Source organism: Nostoc sp., assembly GCF_036917675.1.
Taxonomy (GTDB): Bacteria; Cyanobacteriota; Cyanobacteriia; order Cyanobacteriales; family Nostocaceae; genus Nostoc.
The window spans coordinates 24,050-40,051 of the sequence record NZ_JBALCT010000025.1 but is presented as its reverse complement, the minus strand read 5'-3'; the positions used below and the strand labels follow the sequence as shown (position 1 = coordinate 40,051).

Below are 16,002 nucleotides of genomic sequence, written 5' to 3'. Positions count from 1 at the left end.
TTAGCTGAGGTAATAGTTATGAATATCACACTCAAACCAGAAGTAGAGCAATTTATTCAAGCGCAAATTGCAAGTGGTAGATTTGCAAATGCTGAGGAAGTGATTAGTAAAGCATTAAAGTTGCTGGAAGAACGGGATAAAGAGTATCAGGAATGGGTAGAAGAAACTCGGCAAAAAGTTGATGTCGCAATTGCAGAACTTGAGCGCGGCGAAGGTTTAGATGGTGAAACTGTAGTGATGCAAATACTCGAAAGATTTCAAAAAGCGCGTGAGGTATAGGAATGAGTAATTACTTTTTCACAAGAAAGTTCCGGTGTACATACAAGCTAGAAAAGCTGATTTTTATAGGCTTAAATCTCGTAGGGTGCGTTATAAACTTTAGTTTTAACGCACCGAAAATATAGAATGGTACGTTAGCATTCGGAATAACACATCCTACAAAACAGAGAATGTAATTGAATTATTGGATAGTATTGTATGAAAAAACCTGTAACTCAAACAAATTTTGGTTTATTTATTCAAGATTGGAAACTAGCTTATTTCCCTGATTATGTTTATTTCCAAGAAGGTCCTGGATTAAGAACATCACAGTTTACTGATTCAGGAATTAAAGTAATCAATGTAAAAAACATACTTTTAGACGGAACAATAGATATATCAAATTCTGAGAGATATATTTCTCTAGAGGAATTTGATAAAAAGTATAAGCACTTTGCTATTGAAGTTGGTGATATAGTTGTTTCTAGTTCTGGATGGAGCTATGGCAAAGTTGGGAGAATCCAACAAAATCATCTTCCCTTAGTGATGAATACGAGTGTAATTAGATTTCGTCCTCTATGGGAAGAATTATTAGATGCTAATTTTTTATATTATTTTTTATGCTCATCTTTTTTTAGGAACCAAATAGAAAGCTTTATTATTGGTTGCCAACAACCTAATTTTGGACCTGCACACATAAAAAGGATGCAAATTCCAATAATATCAATTAATACTCAGAAGAAAATAGCCGCTATACTCTCAGGGTATGATGACCTAATAGAAAACAACACAAGACGCATCAAAATATTAGAAGAAATGGCACAAACCCTCTACCATGAGTGGTTTGTCAAATTCCGGTTCCCTGGTCATGAACACACCAAAATGGTTGATTCTGAATTGGGGTTAATTCCTGAAGGGTGGATAGGAAAGCTAGAAGATGCTTTAATTTTGCAGAGAGGATTTGATTTACCAACTAAAACACGGCAACAGGGAAATGTTCCCGTTTATGCAGCTACAGGAATTACTGGATGGCATAATGATGCAAAGATTAAAACTCCATGTGTAATTACAGGTCGAAGTGGCTCACTAGGAACTGTAATGTATGTTGATGAAGATTTTTGGGCTTTGAATACAACTCTATGGGTAAAAGAGTTTCGTAAAGTTACCCCAATATATGCATTTTACTTATTAAGTAGTTTAGGTTTAGAACAATATAACTCTGGTGCAGCAGTTCCAACTCTTAACAGAAACGATATTCACGGTTTATCAGTAGTAATTCCTCCATCTCCAATACTTGAACAATTTAATAGCCATGTTGACCCCTTATTTAAATTGAAAAAAAATCTTATCAAGAGAAATGAGAATCTCTGCCAAACCCGTGATTTACTTCTCCCCAAACTCATCTCAGGAGAAATCGATGTAGAACACCTAGACATCACCACAGAGGACATAGCAGCTTAGTCAATTACAAATATAATTATGATCAAATTGGAACTATATCAGTATGTTGCTCTCCGTCGTGATTTCCCAGAATACAACCTCAAACAGGGTGATGTCGCCATGCTAATTGATTATGTGACTCATCCAAGCGATGGAGAAGATGGCTATATATTAGAAGTGTTTAATGCAGCAGGTGACTCTATCGCTGTTTTTACCGTTCCCATGTCAGCAGTAGAAAAAATGCCTAGCGATGCAGTTCTTGCTATTCGCCCATTAGCAGAATTAAAATAGTCACCCAATAAAACCACTAACCAACTTGCAATCTGCTGTAAAAGTCGTTCAACATCGTATTTAGGTACTTCAACATCGTATTTAAGTACTTGGAAGTCGTATTTAGGTACTTAAAAGTCGTGTTGGAGTACTTAAAAGTCGTGTTGAAGTACTTAAAAGTCGTGTTGAAGTACTTGAAAGTCATGTTGGAGTACTTGAAAGTCGTGTTGGAGTACTTGAAAGTCGTGTTGAAGTACTTAAAAGTCGTGTTGAAGTACTTGAATATCGTGTTGAAGTACTTAAAAGTCGTGTTGAGGGGGAGCATCTCAAATGTGCAAAAACCTTGAGAGCCCTCATCCCCTAACCCCTTCTCCCAAAGATGGGAGAAGGGGAACTAGAATTATGTCTCCCCTCTCCCATCTTTGGGAGAGGGGCTGGGGGTGAGGGAAAAGATTTAAGCAAAATTGGGATGCTCCTTGTTGAAGTACTTCAAACTTTGTCGCACCACGAGCTGTGTCAATACTGCTCGGTTAAGAATATTCGTAGGTTGGGTTGAGGCTTTGCGAAACCCAACAAACCTCGCCAAATGTTGGGTTTCGTTCCTCAACCCAACCTACACATTTTTATTTTTTGGGCAAAACCTACGCAGTATTGCAATCTGTGTAGATTGGGTTGAGCTTTTGCAACTGTGCGTGAGAAAATCACCCCCTCAATCGCCAACACCAAATTTTTGAGTTAAAAATGGAGTAAATCGATACTCCATACCTATGCGTCCACCTCACCCAGACTCAGAAGCAGCGTTAGAGAATGCCACTATTAACCTATTCTCTCAACTGCAATGGCAAACAGCCAACTGTTACAATGAAACCTTTGGTACAAACAGCACACTGGGGAGAGAGACAAAGGGTGAGGTAGTTTTAATTCCCAAACTCCAGTCAGCTTTACAAAACTTAAACCCTGACTTACCCACAGAAACTATCCAACTTGCCATTGAAGAATTAACTCGTGATAGAAATACATTGAGTTTAGCCAATGCGAATGCAGAAATTTATCAACTCCTCAAAGATGGAGTAAAAGTCAGTTTTAAAAATGATGAGGGTGAAGACGAAGCAGAAACAGTCAAAGTCATTGACTGGAATCACCCAGAAAATAATAACTTTTTTCTCGCTTCCCAATTCTGGGTTACAGGAGAGATTTACACCAGAAGAACAGATTTAATCGGGTTTGTGAATGGTTTACCCTTAATATTCATTGAATTAAAAGCACATCACCAACGTTTAGAACTTGCCTATAAAAATAATCTCGCAGATTACAAACAAACTATCCCCCAACTCTTTTGGTACAACGCATTTATCATCCTCTCCAATGGTACAAAAAGTCGCATTAGTAGCTTAACTGCCAAATGGGAACATTTTGCTGAGTGGAAAAAGATAAATTCTGAAGGGGAAGAAGGGATAATTTCTCTAGACACCATTATTAGAGGAACTTGTGAACCTACCAAATTACTGGATTTAGTTGAAAATTTTATCTTCTTTTATTCTGCCAAAGGCAGTTTAGTTAAAATCATTGCCAAAAATCACCAATATTTAGGAGTTAACCAAGCAGTTACCGCAGTAACAGAAATTAAATCCAACCAAGGCAGATTAGGAGTATTTTGGCATACCCAAGGTAGCGGTAAAAGTTATTCAATGGTCTTCTTCTCCCAAAAAGTTGTGCGAAAACTCTATGGAAACTGGACTTTTGTAATTATCACCGATAGAGAAGATTTAGACGAACAAATATACAAAAACTTTGCCTATGCTGGTGCTGTGACAGAAATAGAAAAAAATGTCCGCGCTAAAAGTGGAGAACACCTCAAACAACTCCTGCATGAAGATCATCGCTACATTTTCACGATGATTCAAAAATTCCGCACCGAAAAAGGCGGAACCTACCCGATAATTTCAAATAGGTCAGATATTATCGTGATTGCAGATGAAGCACACCGCAGTCAATATGACACATTTGCTCTCAACATGAGAAATGCCTTACCCAATGCAGCATTCATTGGTTTCACTGGTACACCCCTAATGCTAGGAGAACAAGAAACCAAAAAAACCTTTGGTGATTACATCAGCATTTATAACTTCCGCGAATCAATAGAAGATAGCGCCACAGTTACCCTCTACTACGAAAACAGAATTCCCGAATTGCAACTCGCCAATGATGCACTCAATGAAAATATGGCAGAAATCATTGAATCTGCAATACTGGATGAGGAGGAAGAGAAGAAATTAGAAAGACAATGTGCCAGAGAATATCAATTAATTACCAGAGATGACCGATTAGAGAAAATTGCTCAAGATATTGTCACCCATTTGTTGGGTAGAGGTTATCAAGGTAAAGCAATGATTGTCAGCATTGACAGATTTACTGCTGTCAAAATGTACAATAAAGTTCAGCACTACTGGCAAGAACACTTGCAACAGTTTAAAAATCAAATTGCTCAGTTTAATTTAAGCGAATTTGAACAAAAAAAATTATCAGTCACTATTAAATATATGGAAGAAACAGATATGGCAGTAGTCATATCTCAGTCTCAAAATGAAGTAGAAGTATTTCAGAAAAAAGAATTAGATATCACTCCTCACCGTCAAAGGTTAGTGAGTGAATCTCCCCCATTGGATGAAAAATTCAAAGATGCATCTCATCCCCTACGCATTATATTTGTCTGCGCTATGTGGATGACTGGATTTGATGTCCCCAGTTGTTCCACCATTTACCTAGACAAACCGATGAAGAACCATAGTCTGATGCAAACGATTGCCAGAGCAAATCGTGTCTTCCCAGGTAAAATAAATGGACTGATAGTTGATTATATTGGTGTCTTCCGAGATTTACAGAAAGCACTAGCTATTTATGGTTCTGCATCTGGTGGTAGTATTCAAGAAGGGGATACCCCAGTTAAAGCTAAAACAGCTTTAGTGGCACAATTGAGAGAAGCGATCGCCCAAACCACAACATTCTGTACGCAAAAAGGCATTGATTTTGCTGTACTGGAGTCAGCACAAGGTTTTGCACGCACCAAATTTTGGGCAGATGCAGTAGAATCCATCATTATTAATGATCATGCCAAAAAAACTTATCTTTCTCTAACAGGTAACGTTAACAAACTTTACAAAGCCATTCTTCCAGATGCTGGTGCTAATGAGTTTACTCTTATCAATGCTCATTTGCAGGTAATCAAAGACCAAATTCTGGCAGAAGTACCAGAAGTTGATGTGTCCGAAGTGATGTCCGAAGTGGAAGAACTGTTGGATTTGTCCATCACTGCTGGCGAGTTTGTGATTCAGGAATCTCACAGTCAACGCATCGACTTAAGCAAAATCGACTTTGCAGCCTTAAAAAATAAATTTGCTAGTACTGACTACCAGAGAACAGAGACAGAAAAACTCAAAACTGCGATCGCGCAAAAACTCCAGCAGATGCTGAAGTTAAATAAAACTCGCATGGGCTACCTGGAGAAATTCCAGCAGATGATAGCAGAACACAATGCTGACTCACGCAACGTGCAAATATTCTTCAATGATTTGATTAATTTTGCTCAGGAATTGGGTGTTGAAGATAAAAGAGCGATCGCGCAAAATCTTACTGAAGAAGAATTAGCAATTTTTGACTTCTTGACTAAACCAGAAATTAAACTGACTAAGCAAGAGGAACAGGAAGTCAAACAAGTTGCTAAAGAACTATTAAAAACTCTTAAAAAAGAGAAGTTAGTTTTGGATTGGAAGAAGAGACAGCAAACCAGAGCATCAGTAGAAGTGGCGATTAAGGATAATTTGGATAGATTACCTCAGAGTTATTCTGCTGAACTGTATGAACAGAAATGTCAGGAAGTTTATCAGCACATTTATGAGAACTATTCTGGACAAGGGAGTATCTATGATGCTGGTGCGTAAATTCTACTAGTACAAAATCTGCTTTTATCAGACGACCTAAGCCTTACATATTTACCCCAGTTTTACCCCAAACTACCCAAAATTACAAAGAAGGCAGGAGTTAGGAGGCTCTGGAAACAATCCCTATAACTCAATACGGTTCAGTTAAGGTTAAAACTCTTTGTCAAAGCCAATTTTTTTAACTAACCGCAGAGGCGCAGAGAAGCCAGTGCGTTGCGGGGGTTCCCCCCGTTATAGCAACTGGCGCGACACAGAGAGAAGAAAGAGATGCTTAACTGAACTGTATTGCCCTATAACTCGCATTAAAAAAGGGCTTAGAAGCCCTGTAATGCTTATATTTATTTTAAGGCGGCACCCGGATTTGAACCGGGGGTGGAGGTTTTGCAGACCGGTACTGTGTACCCTTTGGCTTCAAAAATGCCCATGCAGTGAACAATCTAGCAATAATCGCTTGACTTTGAATATCAAAATGAATATCATCATAGGGAGATAGAGGTTAGAGATATTCAAATGGGTATAGCCAAGACAGCTAGAACAGCCAGGGGTAATGTAGGTGTTGAGGAGTTCAGGGGTAAGCTAAGGCTGAGATTACCCAGGTCAGTAACACCACTGGGTAAACAAGTTATCATTAGTACTGGGTTAGATTCAAATGATATTAATAGGCGGCGAGTGGATTCAGTTGCTAACTGGATAGAAGAGGAGATAATCACAGGGCAACTTGACCCAACACTTAAGCGCTACAAAGAGAAACTAGAGAGCTACAGAAAACCTCTGTTAACCCTGGTTAGCCCCAAAACACCACAGACAGACATCCTGGAGTTATGGGAGCAATACTGTGTCTATATGAAACCGCAGCTAGCCTCTACCACATATAGGCGCGATTATGCCAGAAAGTACACTAATCATATTAAGGGGCTACCGACAAAGGACTTAAGCCAGTCGATCGCAATCAGAGATCACCTGTTAACCCAACTGTCCCCCAATGCTGCCAAGAGGGTACTAACCTACCTAGCAGCCTGTTGTAAATGGGCTATGGGGTCAGGTCTGGCTAAGGATAACCCCTTTGCCGGGATGTCAGAGGACATCAAGTTACCAAAGCATGATTCAGATGCCATTGACCCATTTAGCAAACAGGAGATGAATAACATCATCCAGGCATTTGAGACTACCAGGGCGCACTATGCCCCCTTTGTTAAGTTCCTATTCTGGACTGGTTGCCGGACTGGTGAAGCGATCGCTATCCAATGGAAACATATTAACCCTGAATGCACACAGATTAACTTCTGTGAGTCCTATGATAGCCAGTTAAATATTAGGAAGGGTACTAAGACTGGCAAGGCTAGGAAGTTTCCCTGTAACACCCAAGTTAGGGAACTATTGTTATCCATTAAGCCCCAGGATATCAGCCTAGAATCACAAGTATTCACTAGTCCAACTGGGGGAATAATCAGCAATACTAGATTCTCTACTCAGGTCTGGAAAGGGGGCAGGACAAGTAATAAAAACTACAATGGAGTTATCCAGGGGTTATTAGATGCTGGTAAAATCGAGCGCTATCGATGCCCATATAACACCCGGCACACCTTTATTACCCTAATGCTGGCTGAGGGGTTAACAGTCTCCACAGTGGCCAAGTTAGTTGGTAACAGCCCAGAGATTATTCTGAAGCACTATGCGGGTAACACAGTACCCCTAAACCTTCCAGAACTCTAGTAAACTGGTTAACCTATGAAGAACCCCCGGATCATTTCAGGGGTTTTGTTGTTAGTCTACTGGGTTTACTTGTCTCCAATATTCCCTAGTCTCATCTATTGGCTCCCAGGTTAGCCCTTCAGGATCTTTTTTGGCTGTCCAATCTGCTATGGTTTTCATCTTCATCTTGGCTCCCCCTAATGTAGAAAGAGTTGCTGCAAGGGTCTGGGCTTCCTTTGGTGTCTTGGTAAACCTCTGGGCTAACTCAGCTCTGGTAAGCACTAAGGGTTCCTGGGATGTTTCAAGGCTAACCTGGGGAACTTCCAAGTTATCTAAGGTACTCTCTGTCTCTTCAGAGTATGTAACTGGTTGGATAGGTTGTGTAACCTCTTCATGCTCTGGTGTAGGGTTGGTTCTTTGCCAAATGCCCCCTGAAGTACTCATAGGATACCAAGGCTCCCCCTGTTTATCCCTATTGGCTAAGTTCCACCCTACACTTAACATTTCCTCTGAGGACTGATAGGCATCCTTAGCCCACTGCCTGAGTATATCTTGAGGCATCCCAAGCTTCTTACTAAGTAACTGAACTCCTATGCTCTCTCTTTCAAGGTTAGGTAATAAGTTAGGTAGGTTACATAACTTTTGGTTGATATCAGATATCTGGGCTTGCATAATGATTACTTGCTGTTCCAGTTGAGTAACCTTTAGGTCTGGTTGGGTAACTGGTTGTGTAATCTGATCATAACTAAGTGCTAAATCCTTCAGGAAACTAGAGACAGATTTGCCAGTAAGTTTGGCTTTTGACTCTATGATTACCTTCTCTGCCTCTGAAACAACCACTTGAAACTTAGGCTTAATACTTGGCATAATATCTCTTTTAGGTTAGGTAACTAGTTAGGTAAGTTATGTAACTTCAGGCTAGCATATTCTGTGGTCTTCCTGAGTCCAGCGATCACAGCATAAGGATTCTTTGGGTGGTAGTTAGCTAACCCTAACCAGCCATTGCCACCCATGAGCTAAACTGGCTACTAGTTAGTAAAATCAAAGGTGTAGGCTTCATCCTCATCTGGTAGCTTATTTAGCACTTGTAGGCTGCTAATCTTGGTTATGTAGCACTGACTATGATAACCAGAGGTGTGGTTAACCTGAGAGGCCTCGATAACTTCAGGTGTAGCCGCTAGCAATGACCCATCAGCCAACTTATAAACCACCAAGGCAGGTTTTATTCTTTGATAATCTACTACTTGGATACCTTTAAGGTCATAGAAGTATTTGTACTTGATCAGGGAATAGCAGTTATTATCAGGGTAGTTAACCGAGACTGGCTGACCATTGGTAGCATTAAAACTTACCAAAGTAGGTCTAGGGACTACACAAATCTTACCAAGTGTGCTATAATATCTATATTCAGAGTTTTTGCTGTACATTTTAGTTATTCCTTGGGAGTTGTATCTCCCTGTAATGTTTTCTTGATGGCTCCCTCTGGTACTGGACATACCTTGGGAGCTTTGGCTATTTAGGTTAGTTAGCAGATAAATCTTGTGCAGCGATCGCGGTCTTGAGTAGCTCTCTAACCAGATAGCTGGTAGAGACACCAAGGGAACCCGCAAAGTTATGGGCTGCTTCCAGTTCCTCATGGCTAATAGGAACCATCAGGCGCTTATCCTTCTGCTGCCTTGGTTGGTCATTGATAATACTGATGATGTTAGTTGCGGGTCTACATTTACCCTTGGCGGTTGCACCAACCTCTCTAGCCATTTGAATCAGATTAGACATATCAGTTGTAGAAGTAAGTTCTACAGATAATCAGTCAGGTTGTCTCTAAGTGCCTAATGGACACTAAGAAAACCATAGGAACCACAGAAGCCATAGGTACTTGGAAGTCCTAATAAAAGTACTATCATTAGGACTTCTTAGCCTCTAGCAGCCCTGCTTAGGATTGCCACTTTAGAAGCCCCAGAAGCCATTAAAAATCCCTCAGAGGCAATCTGTACCTTAAGGGATTTACTGTGGATTCTAGGGGGCTAAAGCTAGCTGTTTAGGGGTCATCTGGGTATCCTTGGGGTCTTGGTTGTATCTGTATTAGTCTTGGGTGATTGGTATCCTTGACCTCGGCTATTTACCGGAATAGACTGAGAGAAGTAATATTAAATACCATTAAGTTTAATGCTAGATAAATACTTAGACCTTATTGAGAACCACCTCAAGCGGTTAGTTGCCACAATAGCTACTGTCACAGGTGTCACAGGGTTGTGTCTTTTAGTGTACATACTGATTCAAATAAGCACATCTAAAACAGATCGACCTAGTATAGAGGAACAGCCCCAAACTCAAGCCCAATCAGAGAAACCATCAGAGGAGGTAGAGTCTAAGAAACCCTTTGACAGAAACCAGTGCAAAGTATATAACCTGGGGTTAGCTTTAGGCGCTTGGGTGTTTCAGTACAGGGGTATAGATGGGAAGCTAAACTACATCTTATTTACAGACAATCAAGAGGTTGTCCAGACATTTGATAGAACCCCTTTTGGTATCAGTTGGTGGTCTAGTTCTGGCTTCAGGAGTTCTGATTATCCAGAAATAGCGAAGGTATTACCTCCAGAAGGCTTAAAAGAACTAGACTCATCACTAAATCACTTTAGTTTTGCTGCTATTGGAACCCCTGCTTTTGCAAAAGCAGTACAGGAAAGCCATAATGCAGGGTTATTAGATACCTGTGATGTTGATTAGGTGATTATCAGGGTCGGACTCAACATCTAAGGGGTTTCTCTGTTATCCCTGGTAACAGAAGTAGCAGAAGGGTAACAAAAGGTAGCAATAGTTTGTTACCTCTAAAACCCTTATCCTGTATGGGTTCTAACCAAAAGGTAGCAAAGTAGCAGTGGTTTTGATGTTAAAAAGTCCTATACTATTCTCTATCCCTTTTTTTAGAGAAAATATATGCTACTTTGCTACCTTTGGCTGTGAAGCCAACCCCTGTAAGGATTTCAGAGGTAGCAACTGTTGCTACCTTTCTGCTACCTCCTGCTACCTTTGTTACTCTTGGGAATCCATAAATAACCATTGCATTGTCTGCGGATCAAACTTAGATACTTTAGGCTTCACAGCATCAGTTAGAGCATAATATCTAGAGTTATTACCCTTGACCTTCATCTGTCTCTGGTCATAACCCAGTTGCTTAAGGCTGGCTTGTACTGCCACCTTATTCTTCCCTTGGTTTTCATACCTAATATTCATGGCTGACATGAGATCAACTAGCTTAAATGCGATCGCCTTAGTACCATCTTTGGTGGCAGTGGCTAGCACAGTCTCTAGTTGCTCAACCCATGAACCCTCGACCATATAATCTCTGTTTCTAGCCTCTGATGCGGCTTGGCTGTCTCTACTTAAGTCTGTAGGATGTCCATTAGCTAACTTATGATAAGCAGTAGCCCATAGCTGATCTACATTCGCATCTAGCCAAGCCAAAGGTAGTTTCCAATCATCAGCCATATCCACAACCCAATACCTTTTATTACCTGTATCATCCACAAGGAACTGAGACTTATTAGTTGTGCCTATGAACACTGTAACCCTTGGGGTAACTGACATCTCATCAGCTTCCTTATACTTTGGAGTGTACTTATCTACAGTGGTTGATAACTGTTGCTTAAGGATGCTAGCCTCTTTACCTTTGAACAAGCGATCGCACTCGGCCAACTCCATAATCCATGTCCGGGTACAGAATCTAATGAAGTCCATGTCCGAAGTCCCAGAGGGTAGCTCAGTACCCCAGAACTTAGCCAGCTTGCTAACAAAGGCAGACTTACCCGCATCTTGATCACCTTTGATGATCAAGGCTCTCTTCATGAAACAACCGGGTTCTAAGGCTCTTTTAACCGCACCACAGAGCCAAGTAGTAATCATTTCCTGAGTCAGTCGGTCTTTAGTACCAAACAGAATCTCACCTAAGTTATCCCATTCTGGTAAAAGTCTAATCTGTTTCTCTGTGTAGTGTTGTGCGGCTCTATGTAAGCGCTTTTCTTCAACAATCCGATCCTGTTCTTCCAAGCTAAGATGTCTAAAGTAAACTAGGTTTTCTGAAAACTCCTTATAAACCTTATCCAAATATTTCTTAACTGGCTGAAACTTTTTATCCTTCAGTAATAAACCCAGTTGGCGATCATAGAAGCCCTCAGATGTTCTAGGTCTAGCCATTTCCAATGCTTGTTCTAACTTGGCTACCAGCATCCCGACTGTGGTGGACTTCTCATCATAGTAAACAGTACCCGCCCAAGCATCTTGCTCTAATGATTTAGAATAAACTGCCTCGAATACTTTCCAGAAAGCATAGGATCTATCATCAGCTTTCAATATAAATGCTCTGGCTTCCTTTCTAGCTCTAACACCACTATTACCATCTTTAGGATCAGCCCATCTAGACCTATCAGAACCCAACTGGGCTGTTACTGCAAAGAAGTCTACACATCTCAACCATGCTAATAACTTCTCACATTCAGAGCTACTATTATCCTCAAACCTTGACTGAGTATCTGTATCTGAGCTATAATCCTCATTAGAGGAGCTAGAGTGTCTACCTAAAGATGCTTTAGAAAATCCCATTATTTGAATCCTTGGGCTAAGTGCCCGGTTGTTTGTTTACTGTGAATATTGAACTTTAGGGCAACTAGCTGTGAACTGGTTGCCCTATTTGGTTTCTTGGGGTTGCACTAAAAAACCTAGTGCAGCTAACCTGATATACTCTGACTGCGAGTATCCAGCGATCGCCGCTAGTTCCTTAATCCTTAATCTTTCCTGTTCAGTAGCGCGGAAGTTAACTTTTGCTGTTCTAACCATCTGAGTAATCCTTATTGACCTTACTAATAGGATTTTGTCAGATTTGGTTATTCAACAGTAGAATAAGGGTTTCAGCCTCTGGTTATCCCTGATTCTCATCTGCAAACCTTAAGAGAATCTAAAGAAATCTAAACATATATCTAAAGGAATAAGTATTTATACTTGCGAAGTGTTTAAGGATATTCCTAAGTCAGCCTTGATCGCCTTCAGTACAGTAGACCTGACATAGCTAGACATTCCCTGGCCTGTTTCAGTGGCAGCCTGGGACAGTAACTGGTGTTCTTCCTCAGTTAGCCATACCTGCAACTTGACTTTCCGGTTAGTTCTCTGGTTAGTCATTATTCGCACTCCTCATCATCCAAGAAGATTTCCTCACCCTCAGCCCAAGGCCAGGTATCGATATATATTGCACCTAAATCACACTTAGACCCGCAGCAAGTATACAGGGTTTTCATTGCTGACTTGACCAATGGGATAACTGATAAATTCTCTAAAGCTTCCTTATCTAGCCCTATTAGATATTCATCTAAACCTAAAACCACTCTGGTAAAAACTGGGAGTTTCATTGTTTTTTTGTTTCTTAGTATACTCCCATTATAGCCTCAGTAAGTTATTATGGCTACCTATAACTGGCACATTGACAGGACAAACTGGTACATAGGGTTAACCTGTTTACAATCATTCTGGTATTTTAAACTGACCTAAACTACCTGAGTCAGCCCCAGGCATCCCCCAGGATAACTAGTAACTAATGTGGCAGTCTTAAGTAACAGTGTTACTATAAATACTGCAAGTACTTAAAACTATTTATGATAACCAAGATAATCTCAGGGCTGCTAGGGGTGTCCATAGTGCTGTCCAGTTCCCCTGTGCTAGCCAGAAGTATCTTTATGGGGGTAACTAATAATGGGGCTAAACTGTATGCCTTAACTGGCTACCCCCCTAACTCTGAGGATGATGGTATGCTTGGCTGGACATCCTTCACTTATGGCATAGAGGATACCAAGGGCTTCAGAAAAGTAGAAGCCTACACATCTTTCTGTAATGGTGGTGAGCTTCTGTCTCATCCAGTTAAAGGTACTGGGGAAATCTTAAAACTCCTGGTTGGCATTCTAAAACACATAATGGTTTTGTAATGGTGATAGCAGACAGTAAAGCCAGCCTAGACCTGCTTAAGGCTATCTGTGCTGTGGTTTACCACTAACTAAAGAATCCTCAGAATACTCTGAGGACTTAGACTTTGAATATCACTTTGAATATCAAGAAAGCCTTTTATTTGGTTTTAGATTATCCTTAAAGGCTGAAAGCCTTAAGGCGGCACCCGGATTTGAACCGGGGGTGGAGGTTTTGCAGACCTCTGCCTTACCACTTGGCTATGCCGCCACACCAGGATTCCCTGAACTACTTTAATGTTTTTAAGGTATCTTAGTAGCCATAGGGCGCTAGTTAACCCATAATAGCATAGGATTCTGAGGTAGAGATAGTGGGTTAAGTGGATGTTTTTGGTAGTCTTTAGGCGATCGCTAGGGAGTCCTAATGACAGGTTAACCATAGCACAAACAACCCTTAGCAGATTAAGGAGAATTATGAGTTTTAATTCCTCACTCCTCAATTGTTACACCTTCACTTCATCGGCAAAATTGCCCCAACGGACAAAGTGAAAAGGACCTGCGATAGAACCCCACAGACGTTCATTAGTGTCTAAATCCCTTCCCCGGTCGAGGCTGAAAAATTCTTTAGCATCAATCTCAAATTCGTTATCTAGATAAGTATTTTTGCCGTCACGAAACACAATGCAGCCTTTACCAGGTTCAACCCTGCCTTTGAAGCTATTACCTGTCCACTCTACAACCATGTTGCAACCTGACATTTTCTCCAATTGGTCAACGGATAAAACTTTTAAACGTTCGGGTTCACGAGATGCGCCATAAAATTTTTGTTCTTCTTTAACCGTGTAGTGTTCAATAACAATGTGGTTTTCTGCCGGAATCAACTTCATTACCCGCATCCGGTAGGGTTGATTGAGCATAAAATCATAAGCTTGTTCGAGAAATAAACTTACCCCTGAGAATAATTCCAAAGGAAGGGGACGGATACACACGCGAATGTGAGCATAAAAAGGCGGATTTTCAAAAGCTTGTTCTTGATTGCTAAAGTCAGCTGCCATCCACCGGGCTAAGGTGGCAATATCAGTAGAATGAGTCACGTCGTTTTGCTCCGAATTCAAAATTCAAAATTCAACTAGATATTACGATCGCTTTTAGTTCCAGAGTGCTAAAATCCCATTGCCTCGGCTACTGCGCCCAATTCTGCTGCAATACCCTGTTTAAATAGACTGTGATTGTGTTTAATGGCTGTATCTGGGTCTTTTAAACCATTGCCTGTGAGGACACAAACCACTGTCGCCCCTGTCGGAATTTGGTCTTTCACCTGCAACAACCCGGCTACAGAAGCGGCACTAGCCGGTTCGCAGAAGATACCTTCTGATGCTGCCAAAAGTCGATAAGCGTCGAGAATTTCGGCATCGGTAACGGCGTGGAAATTACCTTGACTTGCGGTTTGCGCTGCAACAGCTAATTCCCAACTAGCAGGGTTGCCAATGCGAATTGCTGTCGCTAGGGTTTCGGGATGTGCTACTCGCTGACCGTGTACTAAGGGGGCTGCACCTGCGGCTTGAAATCCCATCATTCGGGGTAAGCGATCGCATTTTTTGGCTTGATGATATTGACAAAAGCCCATCCAGTATGCTGTGATATTTCCCGCATTGCCCACGGGGATACACACCCAGTCTGGGGCATCACCTAACACATCAACAATTTCAAAGGCTGCTGTTTTCTGCCCTTGTAGGCGGTAGGGATTGACCGAATTCACCAAAGTAATCGGATAGCTTTCGGCCATCTCGCGGACAATTTCTAGCGCTTGGTCAAAATTACCTTTAATTGCCAATACTTCTGCACCGTAGAGTAATGCTTGGGCTAACTTGCCCAGCGCCACATAACCTTCGGGAATCAGTACAAAGGCATTCATTCCCCCACGCCTTGCATAAGCGGCGGCGGAGGCTGAGGTGTTGCCCGTACTGGCACAAATTACTGCTTTTGCCCCTGCTTCCTTGGCCTTGGAAATTGCCATAGTCATCCCCCGGTCTTTGAAGCTGCCGGTGGGATTGAGACCGTCGTATTTTACAAAAACCCGCACTTGTCTGCCAATGCGTTCGGCGATCGCTGGCACTGGTATTAGAGGTGTGTTACCCTCCAACAGAGTCACAATCGGTGTTTTTTCGCTCACAGGCAAGTATTCGCGATAGGCTTCTATCAGTCCGGGCCAGGGTTGGCGATGAGATTTAGCAGTAGACAGGCTCAAAGTCACGGGATTTAAAATTTCTTAATGTAAGGATCGGATATTTAGAAAGTGTGGGATCAGGAAGCGCCGAATGGGGAAGAGTCAGAAAGTAAATTTCTCTTTGCCAGTTCCCAGTTAAGAGTCCCTTAATTCCAAACGTATATTATTAAGAATATTATTTTTTGTGGTACAGGCGTTACACTTGCTATTTTTATTTTATTTAAAACGTCAG

Annotated in this window: 17 protein-coding genes and 1 tRNA gene; 7 read left to right on the top strand and 11 right to left on the bottom strand. The window is 41.2% G+C overall.

From position 1 onward, the window contains the following. Window positions 1-18: 18 nt before the first annotated feature. The 5 genes from V7K31_RS09460 (at window position 19) to V7K31_RS09440 (ending at window position 7,619) form a co-directional block, all read left to right on the top strand. The gene (locus tag V7K31_RS09460) at window positions 19-279 is read left to right on the top strand and encodes a type II toxin-antitoxin system ParD family antitoxin (RefSeq protein WP_335093981.1); all 261 of its coding nucleotides are present in this window, start codon (window positions 19-21) and stop codon (window positions 277-279) included. A gap of 198 nt (window positions 280-477) precedes the next feature. Continuing rightward, window positions 478-1,719, top strand: coding sequence for a restriction endonuclease subunit S (locus V7K31_RS09455; RefSeq protein ID WP_335093980.1), 1,242 nt, complete (start codon window positions 478-480; stop codon window positions 1,717-1,719). 18 nt (window positions 1,720-1,737) lie between these two features. Beyond that, on the top strand, window positions 1,738-1,989 hold the full coding sequence (locus tag V7K31_RS09450; protein WP_335093979.1) for a DUF4926 domain-containing protein: 252 nt from the start codon (window positions 1,738-1,740) through the stop codon (window positions 1,987-1,989). Window positions 1,990-2,735: 746 nt separating this feature from the next. Beyond that, window positions 2,736-5,906 (top strand): type I restriction endonuclease subunit R, encoded by a 3,171-nt coding sequence (locus V7K31_RS09445; protein ID WP_335093978.1) that lies wholly within the window; start codon window positions 2,736-2,738, stop codon window positions 5,904-5,906. 510 nt (window positions 5,907-6,416) lie between these two features. Beyond that, complete coding sequence (locus V7K31_RS09440) at window positions 6,417-7,619, top strand: site-specific integrase (protein WP_335093976.1); 1,203 nt, start codon at window positions 6,417-6,419, stop codon at window positions 7,617-7,619. A gap of 51 nt (window positions 7,620-7,670) precedes the next feature. Here the strand turns inward: V7K31_RS09440 and V7K31_RS09435 are convergent, their stop codons facing one another. The 4 genes from V7K31_RS09435 to V7K31_RS09420 all read right to left on the bottom strand — a co-directional run bounded on the left by V7K31_RS09435 (window position 7,671) and on the right by V7K31_RS09420 (window position 9,374). Then, window positions 7,671-8,465 (bottom strand): plasmid mobilization protein, encoded by a 795-nt coding sequence (locus V7K31_RS09435; protein ID WP_335093975.1) that lies wholly within the window; start codon window positions 8,463-8,465, stop codon window positions 7,671-7,673. Between the two features lie 23 nt (window positions 8,466-8,488). After that, window positions 8,489-8,611, bottom strand: a complete 123-nt coding sequence (locus V7K31_RS09430; RefSeq protein WP_335093974.1) for a hypothetical protein — start codon at window positions 8,609-8,611, stop codon at window positions 8,489-8,491. Between the two features lie 15 nt (window positions 8,612-8,626). After that, window positions 8,627-9,025 (bottom strand): hypothetical protein, encoded by a 399-nt coding sequence (locus V7K31_RS09425; RefSeq protein WP_335093973.1) that lies wholly within the window; start codon window positions 9,023-9,025, stop codon window positions 8,627-8,629. A 94-nt stretch (window positions 9,026-9,119) separates the two neighbouring features. Then, window positions 9,120-9,374, bottom strand: coding sequence for a hypothetical protein (locus tag V7K31_RS09420; RefSeq protein ID WP_335093972.1), 255 nt, complete (start codon window positions 9,372-9,374; stop codon window positions 9,120-9,122). 390 nt (window positions 9,375-9,764) lie between these two features. On the opposite strand from V7K31_RS09420, the gene V7K31_RS09415 reads away from it, so the two are divergent. Then, window positions 9,765-10,325, top strand: coding sequence for a hypothetical protein (locus V7K31_RS09415; protein ID WP_335093971.1), 561 nt, complete (start codon window positions 9,765-9,767; stop codon window positions 10,323-10,325). A 306-nt stretch (window positions 10,326-10,631) separates the two neighbouring features. Here V7K31_RS09415 and V7K31_RS09410 read toward each other — a convergent pair whose 3' ends face one another. The 4 genes from V7K31_RS09410 to V7K31_RS09395 form a co-directional block, all read right to left on the bottom strand. Continuing rightward, a complete protein-coding gene (locus tag V7K31_RS09410; protein ID WP_335093969.1) occupies window positions 10,632-12,197 on the bottom strand; it encodes a VapE domain-containing protein in 1,566 nt (521 codons plus the stop codon). 84 nt (window positions 12,198-12,281) lie between these two features. Beyond that, on the bottom strand, window positions 12,282-12,431 hold the full coding sequence (locus V7K31_RS09405; RefSeq protein WP_335093968.1) for a plasmid mobilization protein: 150 nt from the start codon (window positions 12,429-12,431) through the stop codon (window positions 12,282-12,284). Between the two features lie 156 nt (window positions 12,432-12,587). After that, entirely contained in the window at window positions 12,588-12,770 is a 183-nt protein-coding gene (locus V7K31_RS09400) for a plasmid mobilization protein (RefSeq protein ID WP_335093967.1), read from the bottom strand. Beyond that, on the bottom strand, window positions 12,770-12,997 hold the full coding sequence (locus V7K31_RS09395) for a hypothetical protein (protein WP_335093966.1): 228 nt from the start codon (window positions 12,995-12,997) through the stop codon (window positions 12,770-12,772). Before V7K31_RS09395 ends, V7K31_RS09400 begins: the two co-directional genes overlap by 1 nt. Before the next feature lie 243 nt (window positions 12,998-13,240). Between V7K31_RS09395 and V7K31_RS09390 the strand changes: the two genes are divergently transcribed. Beyond that, window positions 13,241-13,567 carry a hypothetical protein gene (locus V7K31_RS09390; protein WP_335093965.1) on the top strand — a complete coding sequence of 109 codons (327 nt, stop codon included), beginning with the start codon at window positions 13,241-13,243 and terminating at the stop codon, window positions 13,565-13,567. Between the two features lie 176 nt (window positions 13,568-13,743). On the opposite strand, the gene V7K31_RS09385 is transcribed toward V7K31_RS09390, so the two are convergent. The 3 genes from V7K31_RS09385 to thrC all read right to left on the bottom strand — a co-directional run bounded on the left by V7K31_RS09385 (window position 13,744) and on the right by thrC (window position 15,797). Beyond that, window positions 13,744-13,814 (bottom strand) — tRNA-Cys (locus V7K31_RS09385). Between the two features lie 232 nt (window positions 13,815-14,046). Then, window positions 14,047-14,637 (bottom strand): chromophore lyase CpcT/CpeT, encoded by a 591-nt coding sequence (locus V7K31_RS09380; protein ID WP_335093964.1) that lies wholly within the window; start codon window positions 14,635-14,637, stop codon window positions 14,047-14,049. Between the two features lie 68 nt (window positions 14,638-14,705). Then, the gene (gene thrC / locus V7K31_RS09375) at window positions 14,706-15,797 is read right to left on the bottom strand and encodes a threonine synthase (RefSeq protein WP_335093963.1); all 1,092 of its coding nucleotides are present in this window, start codon (window positions 15,795-15,797) and stop codon (window positions 14,706-14,708) included. Window positions 15,798-16,002: the final 205 nt, after the last annotated feature.

Coding starts and splice junctions, on each gene's coding strand:
- V7K31_RS09425 (WP_335093973.1), bottom strand. CDS start 9,025: ATGTACAGCAAAAACTCTGAATATAGATATTATAGCACACTTGGTAAG.
- V7K31_RS09420 (WP_335093972.1), bottom strand. CDS start 9,374: ATGTCTAATCTGATTCAAATGGCTAGAGAGGTTGGTGCAACCGCCAAG.
- V7K31_RS09450 (WP_335093979.1), top strand. CDS start 1,738: ATGATCAAATTGGAACTATATCAGTATGTTGCTCTCCGTCGTGATTTC.
- V7K31_RS09455 (WP_335093980.1), top strand. CDS start 478: ATGAAAAAACCTGTAACTCAAACAAATTTTGGTTTATTTATTCAAGAT.
- V7K31_RS09390 (WP_335093965.1), top strand. CDS start 13,241: ATGATAACCAAGATAATCTCAGGGCTGCTAGGGGTGTCCATAGTGCTG.
- V7K31_RS09440 (WP_335093976.1), top strand. CDS start 6,417: ATGGGTATAGCCAAGACAGCTAGAACAGCCAGGGGTAATGTAGGTGTT.
- V7K31_RS09430 (WP_335093974.1), bottom strand. CDS start 8,611: ATGGGTGGCAATGGCTGGTTAGGGTTAGCTAACTACCACCCAAAGAAT.
- V7K31_RS09460 (WP_335093981.1), top strand. CDS start 19: ATGAATATCACACTCAAACCAGAAGTAGAGCAATTTATTCAAGCGCAA.
- V7K31_RS09405 (WP_335093968.1), bottom strand. CDS start 12,431: ATGGTTAGAACAGCAAAAGTTAACTTCCGCGCTACTGAACAGGAAAGA.
- V7K31_RS09395 (WP_335093966.1), bottom strand. CDS start 12,997: ATGAAACTCCCAGTTTTTACCAGAGTGGTTTTAGGTTTAGATGAATAT.
- V7K31_RS09415 (WP_335093971.1), top strand. CDS start 9,765: ATGCTAGATAAATACTTAGACCTTATTGAGAACCACCTCAAGCGGTTA.
- V7K31_RS09400 (WP_335093967.1), bottom strand. CDS start 12,770: ATGACTAACCAGAGAACTAACCGGAAAGTCAAGTTGCAGGTATGGCTA.
- V7K31_RS09445 (WP_335093978.1), top strand. CDS start 2,736: ATGCGTCCACCTCACCCAGACTCAGAAGCAGCGTTAGAGAATGCCACT.
- V7K31_RS09435 (WP_335093975.1), bottom strand. CDS start 8,465: ATGCCAAGTATTAAGCCTAAGTTTCAAGTGGTTGTTTCAGAGGCAGAG.
- V7K31_RS09410 (WP_335093969.1), bottom strand. CDS start 12,197: ATGGGATTTTCTAAAGCATCTTTAGGTAGACACTCTAGCTCCTCTAAT.